Annotated in this window: 8 protein-coding genes; 1 reads left to right on the forward strand and 7 read right to left on the reverse strand. The window is 52.7% G+C overall.

Annotated elements, in window-relative coordinates; translation table 11 throughout:
* Positions 1-335: YncE family protein (locus ACETWG_13185; GenBank protein MFB0517540.1), on the reverse strand; the 335-nt coding region annotated here is incomplete at its 3' end.
* A gap of 562 nt (positions 336-897) precedes the next feature.
* Here ACETWG_13185 and ACETWG_13190 point away from each other — a divergent pair.
* The gene (locus ACETWG_13190) at positions 898-2,016 is read left to right on the forward strand and encodes a T9SS type A sorting domain-containing protein (protein ID MFB0517541.1); all 1,119 of its coding nucleotides are present in this window, start codon (positions 898-900) and stop codon (positions 2,014-2,016) included.
* A gap of 115 nt (positions 2,017-2,131) precedes the next feature.
* Here the strand turns inward: ACETWG_13190 and ACETWG_13195 are convergent, their stop codons facing one another.
* From ACETWG_13195 to ACETWG_13220, 6 genes are all read right to left on the reverse strand, one after another.
* Positions 2,132-4,819: a T9SS type A sorting domain-containing protein gene (locus ACETWG_13195; protein ID MFB0517542.1), complete on the reverse strand. Its 2,688-nt coding sequence runs from the start codon at positions 4,817-4,819 to the stop codon at positions 2,132-2,134.
* 130 nt (positions 4,820-4,949) lie between these two features.
* A complete protein-coding gene (locus ACETWG_13200; protein ID MFB0517543.1) occupies positions 4,950-7,055 on the reverse strand; it encodes a hypothetical protein in 2,106 nt (701 codons plus the stop codon).
* A 35-nt stretch (positions 7,056-7,090) separates the two neighbouring features.
* Positions 7,091-8,536: a hypothetical protein gene (locus tag ACETWG_13205; protein ID MFB0517544.1), complete on the reverse strand. Its 1,446-nt coding sequence runs from the start codon at positions 8,534-8,536 to the stop codon at positions 7,091-7,093.
* A complete protein-coding gene (locus tag ACETWG_13210; protein MFB0517545.1) occupies positions 8,533-9,549 on the reverse strand; it encodes a PorV/PorQ family protein in 1,017 nt (338 codons plus the stop codon). The genes ACETWG_13205 and ACETWG_13210 overlap by 4 nt, the downstream gene beginning before the upstream one ends.
* The gene (locus ACETWG_13215; GenBank protein MFB0517546.1) at positions 9,549-12,365 is read right to left on the reverse strand and encodes a carboxypeptidase regulatory-like domain-containing protein; all 2,817 of its coding nucleotides are present in this window, start codon (positions 12,363-12,365) and stop codon (positions 9,549-9,551) included. The genes ACETWG_13210 and ACETWG_13215 overlap by 1 nt, the downstream gene beginning before the upstream one ends.
* The coding region (locus ACETWG_13220) for a hypothetical protein (protein ID MFB0517547.1) at positions 12,362-13,490 on the reverse strand (1,129 nt) is incomplete at its 5' end. The genes ACETWG_13220 and ACETWG_13215, both read right to left, overlap by 4 nt.

Genomic DNA, 13,490 nt, shown 5'->3' on the forward strand with positions numbered 1-13,490 from the left:
TCCAGCAGCGTTGAGACTCCATTCCGGAAATCATAGAGATAAACGGCATTGGAATAGCCACCGGATACAGCAAGTCTGGTTCCCTGCCCGTAGAAGCGGACCCCAAGCCACGTCCGCTCCTGACCAAGAGTATCCACGACCTGCCGGTTTTGTAGGTCAACAATGCATACATCCTGGCGGTAGCCACTGCCGGTGATCGCGGCATAGCGTTCATCGGGAGTAACATCCATACTGAGGGGCAGGTCCCCAACGGGTACATGTTCGCCAGCGGATTCAAGGATCCAGCCGTTGGGCAGAAGGATGCGCCCATCCGCCAACATACCAGGAATCGGCATATCTGCGGTCCGCAGCCCCAATTGGCATCCCAGGGTGAATAGAAACAAGGGCCAAAACATACCTTTGATAAAATTTGAGTTGAAAATTGAATTGAACACAGTTGACTCCCTGATATGCTATATCACAGAACAGGCTGCGGTTGGCATCACAAGTTACATCCGTATTTGAGTCTGAACACCTGATACGGTGTACGTCCGCTCCGAGATGTGTTAGGTGGGCGACCTCACCCCCGACACTTCGTGTCGCTCCCTCTCCTTGAAGTGAGGGTGGGAAGCGGCTAACGGTCTGCAGGAGAGTAACAGCTAAGGACGCCAGGAGATACAGACGCCAAGCAGAATAACCATGAGAAGCCAACAGCAATGAGGTATGCAACTCTCGTTAATACTCCCCTGGTTGGGAGGCCGCTATACGTCCAAGCGAGAACAGAGAGTATCAGTATCCCGTGCTGGAATAAGTGCGGGTAGTGCTCAGCTACATTGAATCAGTACAACCTGCCGGATTCGTTATTAAAATGAGCAATGATCCTTGAAGGCATTTATGACTGAACGCGCACCAAGAATAATGAGAGGCCTCTTTACCTTTCTGGTAATATTCCCCGCCTGCGTCCTTGCCGGGGGGAATTGGGGCTGGCTGGCTCATGAATATATCAATTTCCACGCCGTGGAATATTTACCATCGGAAATGTCGTTTTTTCTGTATCAGCGTACCTTCCTGTACCAGCATGCATCCGATCCGGATAGGGATGGATCGCCCGGCTATTGCCATTATATCAATATCGATTACTACCCGGAGTTCCATGACGGCACGTTACCGCATGAATGGGAAGAGATGCTGGAATTATACGACGAATCTGAAGTAAGGAGTGTGGGTATAGTGCCTTGGGTGATCCAATGGTGGACGGACAGCTTGAGCGCGCTCATGTCACGCAATCAATGGGAAAGCGCCTGGCAAATTGCCGCTAACCTCGGGCATTACGTTGCGGATTCTCACCAACCCCTGCACCTGACCGTAAACTATAATGGACAGTATACCGGCAATGATGGCATTCATTCACGTTATGAGTTGCAGCTGATAGAGCCCCACCTAGGCCAGTTGCCTTTACCCGAAGGAGAGGCAGTCTGTTGGGACAGCGTTATCGATTCCGTCTTCCAATACATTGGTGAGGTGTACCCCTACGTCGGGTTGATTCTGGAGGCCGACGATCTGGCCAGCAACCAGGATCCATATTACGGTTCGATCTACTATAGTGTTATGTGGACCAAGCTTGATTCCATCACCACCGATGTCATTCAACGGGCGATACTTGATCTTGCCAGCGTATGGTATACCGCCTGGGTCAATGCCGGAGAACCGATCCCCGCACTAGGCACTGAAATAGATCTCAATGAAGACCTGACGCCATCTCAATACATCCTATATCAGAACTATCCCAATCCTTTTAATCCAACCACTACCATCCGGTATACCAACCCTGTGCCCTCCAATGTGGTGTTGCGCATCTTTGATATGCTGGGGCGGGAAGTAAATACTATCGCTAAGGGATCTCAGCCTGCTGGTGTCTATGCGGTGGTCTGGGATGGCCGGGACCGCCACCGGATGCCGGTCGGTGCCGGGGTGTACTTCTGTCGGTTGGAGGCGGGGGCATTCTCCGAAACCATCAAAATGCTGTTACTGAAGTGATCGATTCGCCCGGCTTGAGATTGCCAGATGCAGCAGAAATAAAAACGGGGGAGAGCAGCAGCCCTCCCCCGTTTTCTTAACGCTCATGCATCGGCCTTCGATCGGCCAACGAAGGCTACTTGAGCAGAACCAGCTTCTTGGTCTGATGGAAATCCTCCGCATCCAGACGCAGGAAGTAGATCCCGCTGGCGAAGTTATTGGCGTTCCAGGTAACGCTGTAGGCGCCAGCCGGACGGACATCGTTCACCAACGTCGCCACCAGCGCACCCCGCAGGTTGTAAACCTTCAGCGTGTGCTTCACCTGCCGGGCCAGTGAATACTCGATGGTGGTGGTCGGATTGAACGGATTCGGATAGTTCTGGCTCAGGGAGAATTTCACCGGAAGGCCCTCGCCGTCGACAACGGACACGATGATACCCAGGTCGGCCGGGTCGCGTATCATCACCAGATGATTGCCGTAATAGTAGTGGCAGATACCCGAGAGATCGGCAATGACAGCTCCATTATCCAGCGCATGGTAGTACATATCGTCAGGGCTTTCATGAATCATGAAGTCATCATCGATTTTGAAGGTGGTAGTCCCGTCATCATCCGTGACATTCTTGTCATAGCTGGTAGAGTCGATAACAGTGACTTCACCGAAGTGCAGCAATATACCCTCGTATTGCTCGGGATCGGCTACAAACTCCGCGCCGGTTATCTCGAGGGGCGCAACACTCTTGCCCGAGGCATGAACCGTGACAGCGGTAACATCGCTAATTGCTGTGCACTCGTAATCCTCAATTACAGTACCTGTGATGGTAATGCTGTCACCCTGGGTTACAGTATAGGTTGCAGCCTCAGCTAACTCGGCCCAGATACCATTCCAGATTCCCGGGCCATCCTGGATGTTAAAGCCGCCCCCTCTCGATTCCGGTTGATTGGCAGTGCTGGTTACCACGCCACTCACACTTACAACCGCGGTGACATAGTAGGTGGCACCGCTCGCAAACGGCGTGTACTGAATATCATGGATGGTGGGACCATCGGCCTTGGTATAGTAACCGTATAGCGCCTTGCTGGTATCTGAAGGTAAGAGGGATGACATGGGCCCTTCCTGGTTATCCAACCCGTCGTCAGTGGCCTCGATGTAGTACTCCACCAGCGCCCCCTCGGTGCCGGTTGCCGGAATGGTCCCGCTCCAGGTATCATCGGCCCCCTTGGTCATGGCCGCATCCGCCCATGCGCCGCCGTCTACCCGGTAGGTGATAACAGCTGAAGCAACCGCAGACCCATCGGTTATGGTGGCACTGGCCGTTACGGCATCATCAGGACCGAACGGTGACTCGGTAACAGCAAAACCGGTGATGACCGGTGGGCCACCGCCATACACTAAGTCCGAATGATAAACAGGCCGTATCCTGTAGGTGGTAGTATCCTCATAGGAGCCGTAGGAATGATATATGTAACCATCGAGAGAGGCAATCGTTGTGCCATTGGGAGGGGGAACAAATGGCGTTGTCGGATTGCCATATTGGTCTTCACCAAACATGCTGTTGGTGCCATCACCATCAACGATAGTGATGCCGCTGCCGTCATCAATGGTGAACTCGACGTATTGCGGGTCCCATGCGTTGTCGATGACGGTGGCGTTCTCGATATGGACCATGTTCAATTCCCACTGTTCGGCATCAATCGGCAGCCGTAGATCGCCGGTGGTAACAGTCGGCCGGTCGGGGACGTGGGCACCCTCCCCGACTAACTGGATCGGCTCGGTAATCCACATCTCGGTGAATTGGGCCACGCCCCCACCTCCTGCATATTCCAAGATATACCCGGTCATGATGACCGAATCGCCTTCAAAGAGGTCCGGGAAGGCGGTGGGATCATCATAGTAGGACATGATCGAACTGTAGGGACCGCCGTTGGGATCCTGCCAGAGGAATCGCATGTAGCCCGTCCACGGGCTAACACTGGTATCGATGGAGGACAATTCCGAGGTGGGTACCGTTACGATACCGATGCAGGAAACGGTATCTTGATATAGATAACTCCTGTCGAGTACCGGATTGTCCGGCGTCATATACAATGCCGAACCCAGAACCTGCTGGACCCGCTGAACGCGCGTGAAGGGTCCGGCCTCCACCACGTCGCGAGCCAGGCGTGGCAGCAGTTTATACACGTTATCTCTTTCAGACAGGGCGCCCGTGATGGTGGCCAGGCTGTCGCCCGCTTTCGGGTAGTAGTAATAGGCCCATTTATCATCAAGGATCAGATCACCGCTCCCGTCGGTTACGCTCCATTCCCCATATCCCATATCGGGGTCGACAATATCGACATCCACTACCTTGATCAGCACACTTTCGTACTTTTCGGCGTTGGCCTCAAGGGTGGAAACCTCGATCGGGGCCGGGGGATTTACCGCTGGGCCGTGGACGACCAACGCGGTGGCATTCGTCAGCTCGGTCCACTTATGATATTCAGTAACAACCGCAGTTAACGTAACCGAGTCACCTTCGACTATGGTAGTCCGGTCAACACCGGGATCAAAGGTCATGGGAAAGTCCTGCCACCCATTATCCGAATAATGATAAGCATAGATACCACTCCAGGCGGAGTCAGCATCTTGTATTATCATATCACGATTCTTGTATGATCCCCAGTATTCTGCCGTTACTACACCGGACACGGTGACGGTCTGATCGAGCAGTGGAGAAGCGTCATCCGTGGCGGGATCAGCGACGTACTGAATCTCGGCGATCGGGGTGATCTGACCCAGGGCAATCGTAATGCCGAGAGACAGTACTGCGAGCAATCTCTTCATAACATTTTACCTCCATTTGTGTGTTGATTGGCAGAAAACACAAGATATTGCGGTATGTATTAACCTGAATTATCTTATTTAATATAGCATACTTCTTTCGAGATGCAATAAAAAATGAAAATACCGGCTCTCATTTCAGAATAACGAACTTGCCTTCTTTGACCTTCCCGTAATTGGGGCTGTTTTCATCAATATTTCTCACGGTGTAGAGGTACAGGCCGGTTGCCGCTTCCTGTTCATGGCGGGTGATGAGATCCCAGGCGTGTTCACCACCGGAAAATTTGGGATTCAACCTCGAGTTGATATTGCGTACATCCTCCCCGGAGTAGCTGCCGGCGTCGTGAATAATTTTCTTCACCTCATCCATGGCCAGGGTATAGATACGGATTTCCGCCTTCGGCGACAGGTACTGGAACCAGATGAGCTTGTCGCGGGTGCCGTAACCGTCCCACGTCGCGGATCCCCGGTAGGGATTGGGATAAACGCCGGTTTTATCGGTCCAATCTTCAGCCACCGTCCCGGGATACACAACCTTCCGGTTGGCAAACCTGGAGCTTTCCAGGCTTGCCAGGTTAATGTCGGGATCACCCTGATCGAAAGCGGTGACCGCGTAGTAATTGAGCCAGCCGTTCTTGACCCCATAGTTGGTGTATTTATAGTGATAGTATCTGCCCGCGATGAAAACACTATCAGGCTCATCCACTTCATTAACAATCTGTACGGGACCAAAGCCCACATCGAAACCGATATTATTGCCCGGCAGATCGAATTCAGCCAGCAAGGAATACTCCTGCTCCTGGTCATCGCTCTGGACTTTGCGCGCACCATAGAGACGGTATCCCTCAAAATCCTTCCGGTGTGAGATAGGATCCTCAAAATCTTCAGAGTATCGATCCCAATAGATGTCCACCTGCTGATTGCGATTATCGATGTATATTGCGGGTGGCGGTGGCGGCACCGGCAGGATATAACGGTCAAGTTGGCCATCATTATCGCCGTCCTCACCGGGATCCAGAATATTATTCCGGTTCACATCCTCACCATCGTAGGCTTTTTGAGCCCAGTCGGCATTGGTGTGTAATGCTGCGCGCCTGGCAGGGGAGTTGATCCCCGCGGTTGCCCAGGGGGCTGCGACCAGGGCAAACACCACCTTAAGGGAATCGCCGGGGGGCAGCTCCCAACTGGTGGGATCTCCTTCAACTGGAACTGAACCCAGAGGTCCTGCCGAGTGCAGAAAGAGCCAGCTGCCGGGATTGGCAGGATACCCGTCAGCCGGTAAATACAAGGGATCCGATCTATCACCCGGGAGTACATTGCTGGAGAGCTGGGCATAACGTTCGGCATCGGTCAATGCCATGACATACCGGGGATAGAGCTCATTAATGGATGCATTCCAGGGCCATTGACTGTAGAATGTTTGGAGATACGGCTGAGGTACGGTGCCTCCCAGTGTTTTGAATGCTATGTACGTTTCCGCCCAGCCGTCATCACCGTCGGCGTCGTACTCGTAAGCCATATACCGTGGGAATCCGGCAGCGTCAACGGTTTCATCGAATCCATCCAGATCGTCGTACCAGGTAAATCCTCCACCCGCTTCGTAGATGCTGGTATAGTTCATATTGGAAACAGTTACATCGGCCCAGATTCCGGCATAGATATTCGAGATGGTTGCAGAGGGATTGACATTCTTGATGGTGTATTCGAAAATCACGAAGGCTTCCGCGAAGGAAAAGTCCCAGGCGTACGTGCGCATGGTTACTTCAATTCTCAACGGTTCGTGGTTTGGCACCAGCGGTATGCTGGCCGGGAAGACATCGGTGAACCTGGCTGTGAAGTCCTGGTGTGAAACGGCATCAGGATCGTAGACGGGGCTGGTGGTGACATTCGATCTCTCGGTCAGGAGACTCAGCGGCACGAACTCGAAACCTTCGGAACCGGACTCGAACACACCGTCTACGATGGCAGTAGAGACCCGGGGCTGTCCACTCACCATGCCTCCGACCCACAATCCGGCGAATGAGAAGTGCTCTACCTGTTCCCGCATGACCAGGGTATGCTGCTGGTACATGCACGAGGGTTGGATCTCGCCATCGATTCTATTATACCCGTTGCCCAACACGCCAAAGTTCGTCAGTCCGATACCGAGCTGGTTGATACTGGTGTACTTTTTATAATCGTCTTCGACCTGGGCTTGCAGGGTCAGGGGCAGGAGTCCCAGCCATAAGTATGCGGCCATGCAGTGTGGCTTTAGCAGGCTTTTCAGAAAGGATCTCATTGGTTTATATTGGTCAATGCTTCATCAAATGAGGTAGAAAGGATAAAGCGGAATACACCGCCCTGCGCCGGATCACAGACGTAGATCACCCCGCGCTCATCGGCAGCGACGGAAGCCGGCTCTATGAGTTGGCCCTTTATCTCCCGATAGTAAAACGTATCTACCAGAGCCGAATCCATAACTGCTGGAATGAAGATGGTAGTATCTACCAGGGCTGAATCGCTGTCGAAATAGACCCAGAGGCTGGTATCGAGGAGGGAACCCTCACCTGCGAAGGGCACCCACATGGTTGTATCGACCCTCACCTTTTCAATGCCGGCTTTCTTAAAGAAGCTGCCGTCCCCATTAAAGACGAGGATTTCCTGCAGGTCCGTGTTGGCAACATAGATCATTTGCCGTGAATCGACCGCGACGTCGGTTGGTCTGAGATATTGCCCGGGGGTCATAATGTCATCGACAAAAAGCTCAAAGCGAGATGGGAATCTCAATGCCTTCGATGGCCGGACCGAATGGACGTACAAATGCTTGCCGTATTGGGAATAGTAGAGATTTCCGAAATTGTCCACATCCAGACCGGTAGGCCGGTTGACCGTTCCGGCACCTGTGCCGATTTCTTTCACGTTATCAACGAATAGAGCGAAGTGGGTAAAGTAGGCTTTCCCGTTGCCAAGTTTGATGGCACCGTTGCGTACCAGCGCGGCCCGGAGAATCCGGTTCTGCATCGAATCCGCGGCATAGAAAAAATAATCATCGAGCCGGGCAGCGGAAATGGCTGAGAAAACGGTCCTTTCAGGACGATAGAAGATATCTTTTTGCTGATTCACCCATAAAGCCATATCGAAAAATTCATGCGGCCTGAGCAGGGAATCGGCAGCCGCATCATTTTTTTCGTATCTGCTGCTGTCCAGTTCGGCAATCCAATCTGGTGATTGCAGGTAGTCCGCTGTCTCCAGTTGAAATGGAGGCAACCATAACCGTTCGCCGGTGCGGGTATTCTTAACCAAAATTTCGCTGACCACCGAATCGATACCGTGAATATTCCAGAATTGGTTCCAGCGGTATATTTTATTGGAGCCGTTGATGATCAGCAGGTTCAGCCGACCATCGAAATCCATATCCGTGGGAGTGAAGTCGGCACCGAGATGATCGAAATCCAGAGTAGCATAGGTGGGGTCAACTTGATCCAGCCTGGTTCCAGCCTGATCGAATACGAAGATTTCACGAGCTGCGGTGTCGGCAACAAAGACATGGCGGGCATGGGAAACAACGACTTCCACCGGGGTAACAAGGCCATCCGCACTGCCCCAGGAAGGGGAAAGGGGCAGATATGTCGTATCAGGATTGAAGTCAGGGCGGACGGATTCTTCAAGCGAGGGCAATGGCATTTGTTCGAGACAAGCCGTCACTACCAGCAACAGTCCCAATACGAATAACGTTCTCATAGCGCGAATCCGATGCTGTAGCGTTGCGGAGCGGTCAAGTAATCTGTCTGGGAGTAGGCATAATCGAACCTCAGTTTAATGCTCCCGGGCAGACCAATCCTGAGGCCGCCGCCGAGGGAAAGCCCAAATCCAGCCATGTTGAAGACATAGCCGCCACGCACACTCAATATATTCCCTAAGAGATATTCAAAGCCGAAGGCGTAGGTTTCAGCGTTATCAGCCGGATGGGTCAACTGGAATGAGGTGGTCAAGCGATTCTGATCAGATTCAAGGATCTCATAGCCGATACCTAGGCGGAACGTTGTCGGGGGTGAAAAGGACTGATATTCCAGCGAGTCGGCCACCACCGGCTCGCCGTTCTGGTCCAGGATGGTCTTGGAGTATGTGCCGGTCGGTCTGGATTGGGCGCCAAAATTGGTCAGGGACGATGCAATACGCAGTGATCGAAAGCCGGTCATGTAAAGCGTCCCAAAGTCTAAGAGCATACCACCCATGGTCAGGTCATCTATGGATTCATGTGCGTATTTAGCAGTTGTGCCAAAGGTGAAGCGGTCCGACAACCGGAGGCTATAGGTCAGGGCTATGAATTCATCGCGGTAGATAAAGGTCCTTCCGGTTCCGAATGGCATGTATTCGGTAGTCTCCATCATGGGGTCCATGTGAAGCACACCGTAACTGAAACCGATGTGGCTGATACGGCCAAAGGGTGACGAAAAGGCAAAATACTCGTAATCGATATCGGCGGGCATATCGAGATGAAACAGCACCAGGTCACGCTTCGGGAGATGGCTGATCGCAGTAGGATTATAGAATACACTGGCGGCATCCCGCGGTAGAGCGACGCCGGCGCCGGCCAGACCAGCTCCGTAGGCGCTGGTCTCAATTTTCAGGAAGGGGAAAACTGCCGTCCCTACCCGCTGCCCGCCAAGGTTCTGGAACAGGGCTTGCCCGAATGCGAGTACCGGTACCAGAATCCAGAGCAGGACGTGTGATGTGATCGTTCGCTTACGCACTAGAATATCACCTGCAAACCGACCTCAGCCATGCGTGGTTTTTCCATGCGCGCGGGATCAATTCTTGGATCGGGATCGTCGATGTAACTGTACGAAATCATGTCCCCGGGATCAAATCCTTCACCGGTGAAGACGTTAATCCGTCTGGGGATGCGGTTGTCCAGCAGGTTTTGTACTTCGAACAACAGGCGGATATGCGTACCGCCTACCACCCAGTTTTTGTAAAGGCGTGTATCAATGGTGAAGCGCACTTTTTTGGAGATCCGGTTATTCGGAGTGTCCGAGTTGGGCGTCCCATACCAATAAATTTGGCCATCCTCGCCCAGCCGTTGCCCTCTGGGAAGATCATTTCCGGCGGGATCATCCAACAGGGTCTGGGAAGTATATCTTCTGCCGGTCTCGTAATCCAGGCGCAGGGAAGCGCCCCAATCTTTAAGCCCCAGGAAAGCCCGTGAATCGCTGGGGGGCTTATAGTAGGACAGGTTCAGGAATGACCGGATGGGACGATCCCAGCTCAAGTAATTCTCGCCTAAGGGCTTCTCAGACAATGCGCCTGCCTGAACCAGCAGGTTATCGTTGGGATTTGAGCTTTTACCGGTGGCGATGGAGTAGGAGAAATGTCCGTCGGCAATGAAATTACGCCAGAATCGAGCCCTCAGGATGGCTTCAACACCCCGGGAACGGGCATAATCGGCGTTGAAGTACATGTTGAAACTCAGGTGCGAATACCTGGGATTTTCTGATCTAACCGTCTGAGAAGTCTCGTAATTGTACATATTTTTCCAGTAGGCCTTGAATTCCAGAACCTGGTCTTCACTGAACCGGTGTTTCACACCGATCTCGTACTGCACCGTCGTTTTAGGATTCAGGGTAGGATTGCCGATGATCTGGTAGGCGCTCTGAGAATGACTACTCAATTTGGCAAATACGTATTGGAAAGTGGGTAACTGTGAAAAGTGGCCATAGTAGAAATAGAGCACATCGTTATCGGTGACCGGATGCGAGATGCCCAGACGTGGACTCAGATGACCCTTGATCCGATGACCGAATAAGTCGTACGATTCGTCTTTGAATTTGTCGATCGCAGCCTGGGTGAGAACCACCTGTGGTGAATCATTGATCGCATCTTCCAGGTATCGCCCCGGCATCCAGTAGTCGTAGCGCAAGCCCACGTTGACAATCATTCCCTCAAAGGTGATGTTGTCTTGAATATAGAAACTGCCATAATGGGTCCGCGCCCGGTAGATGTCATAATCGGCACCCAACCCGGTGGTGCCGGTCCAGGGCTCGTTGATGTCCAATACCTGGAGGGTGGTCCAATTGCCTTCAAAGCCTGATTTCAGCATCTGGCGTTCCGTAACGGAATAGGTCCAGTCACCTTTTATGGCATTGTTTTGACTGATGGTGTTGTACCATTCCGGGGACATTCCGGTATCGTAAAATTCATCACCGTAGGTGACCTCAATATCTCCATCACGGCTTGAGGGGACGTAGTAATTGGGTTCCAGGTCGAGGCGCTCACGATATTCGGTCCAATGCAGGTCCTGGACGGCACTGTGCTCTTCGGTGGTAAAGCGGCTAAGCTTGAGTTCGTAGAAGCTCTTGGGGCTTAGAGTATGCACCAGAATCGAATTCAACATGACGGCCGTGCGGGTGATAGTGTTGTAGTTATCCAGAATATTCATATAGCGGTAAGGGAAGGAGGTACTGGAAAAGGCGCGAGGCATAAAATAGCCCTGGTTGATATTCAGCGACAGGTCGACCGAGTTGGCCCATTGAAGCCGCGGAGATATTCTCCAGGTGGATTTATACATGCCATGCCAGTCATTTTCTTCGCTGAAAGCCAGCTTATCCAGGAGATTTTGAGTTTGTTCATCACTGAGCAGCCATTCAGGGAATTTCAAACTCTGGTGCGCGTAGAGCTTCCTAGCCGTGGGTAGATTGGTATCAGATATTTTGCCATAACCGTTCACGAAGAAGTAGAATTCCCCCGGTGGATTGACACCCAGAATTTTCAACAGGTTTTCAGCCAGTGACGGTCCGCCAAGGTTGAACTCGACCCGGCGGGTACCGTAATCGGGGAGCCCGGCTACTCCGTCCGTTGTTAGCTTGATACTGCCTTCCAGGTTCTGGCGGCCTTCCTTAAGTTTCACGTTTACTACCCCGGACATGGCCTGCCCGTATTCGGCATTGAAGCCGCCGGTAAGTATTTCCATCTCCTCGATGGCATCGGCGTTGACGTACAGATTTGCACTGTAGCCTGTGAGCGGGTCCTTGGCGACAACACCGTCAATGATGAAGAGGGTTTCATCGAGCCGGCCACCGCGAACGTGCACCTCGTTATCAGTTGTTGATACACCCCCGCTCTTGCTGAGGATGTCCACGACGTCATCCACTACCATGGTTTCGATTTCTTCCTTCGACATTCTGGTCGATGACGAGGTTTCCGCCACGTCGAACAGCGGTCGTTTGCCAATGATGACTATCTCTCGGCCGAAGGACAGGACCGTCTCCTCCAGCTCGAAGTTGGCCTCATACTCCTCTCCAGCTCGGACAACGATCCCGGTCCGCTGATAGGTCTTGTAGCCAATGTAGGTCACTTGCAGGTCATAGTCGCCGGGCGTAATACCGGTGATAACGTAGGACCCGTCCGCAGCCGTAGCGCCACCCCAATAGGTCCCTTGCACGATGATGTTGACCCCTAGAAGTGGCTGCCGGGTGTCTTTATCTACCACCCGTCCCCTGATAGTGGCGGTCCCCTGGCCTAGAACGACGTTGAGGCCAACGGCGATGATCAAAATAGCGGCACGTTTCATGGCATGAACCTCTGCTGCAGAATCCAGGAGATGAACTTGCCGGCCGAACCGTTTCCTTCCATGGTTGCGCCATCCAGGGATGAACCGTCATGGAGCGGAATGGAAAAGAGAACAGCTTTGCCCGCGTTTTCGTTAGTCGGTGAATGATGGTCGTATTCGGCGGCGACGATAGGGCGTCCGCGCCACGGATCGGAGCCGGTGGCCTCAGGCATCCGGTAGAGCGGTGTAAAATAAGGTCCGAGAACCGGATCAAGAGCACTGGTGTCGTTCAGGGCGAAGGAACGGACCCGGTACGGGACCGTCCTAGATAGTTTAAGATCCAAGTCCGTACTTATGCTGGACTCGATAGTCATGCCGAGACGCAGGCGCCCGGTGGGGTTGACAGCAGCTGTAGAATCAAACGGGAACCAGACAGTGGCGGAAGTAATCAGCTCGGTAACGTTGATAAAAATGTTCCCACCATTCTGCAAGAATTGATTGATCGGATTGGAAGCGTCACCGTACGTTTCCGGTCCGTTGGTAGCTGCATACCAGATAATGTGTTTGAAGTAACCGAGCGTGGCGGAAACGTCGGTTTCAGAGAAGGGCAACTCGCTGCCAATCTCCCAGACGGAATACCCGTCGCCCCCTACCGCTAAACCTACCCCGGGAACAGTATCCAATATGCTCCGGTACCAGGCCAGGGCATTATTTTTTGGATCCCAGGGATAATCATCCACCAGCAGAACATCTCCCACCGGTTCCATCACCAGCCAGGTATTGGGAGTTGAGTCATCATTAATATCAGGGTAATGGATGATTTCGCTCTCGGCGCCGGCGATATCTCTTGCCTTCAGGTAGAAAACATGAGTACCGGGAATCAGTTCAGTAAGCGTGATTCCCTTTTCGGATGCATCCAGAGCGTTCCAATGTGATGTGTCATCCAACGCGTAGTAGATCGAATCCACGGTTTCCAGGCCATCATCATCGGCGACAGTCCATAAGAAGGTTCGCGTCGGGAAGGTTTTCTCGGCGATATCAGCTGTAGGACCCGTGACAGGGGGATTGCTTCGATAACGGAAAGTGATTACGGGCGGTGTATTTTTAACAGGCAGGATAATTTCCGCCGGTGTCGGGTCCACCAGC

Source organism: Candidatus Neomarinimicrobiota bacterium (genome assembly GCA_041862535.1).
Lineage (GTDB): Bacteria > Fidelibacterota > Marinisomatia > SCGC-AAA003-L08 > TS1B11.

Coding starts and splice junctions, on each gene's coding strand:
- ACETWG_13195 (MFB0517542.1), bottom strand. CDS start 4,819: ATGAAGAGATTGCTCGCAGTACTGTCTCTCGGCATTACGATTGCCCTG.
- ACETWG_13205 (MFB0517544.1), bottom strand. CDS start 8,536: ATGAGAACGTTATTCGTATTGGGACTGTTGCTGGTAGTGACGGCTTGT.
- ACETWG_13190 (MFB0517541.1), top strand. CDS start 898: ATGAGAGGCCTCTTTACCTTTCTGGTAATATTCCCCGCCTGCGTCCTT.
- ACETWG_13200 (MFB0517543.1), bottom strand. CDS start 7,055: ATGGCCGCATACTTATGGCTGGGACTCCTGCCCCTGACCCTGCAAGCC.
- ACETWG_13215 (MFB0517546.1), bottom strand. CDS start 12,365: ATGAAACGTGCCGCTATTTTGATCATCGCCGTTGGCCTCAACGTCGTT.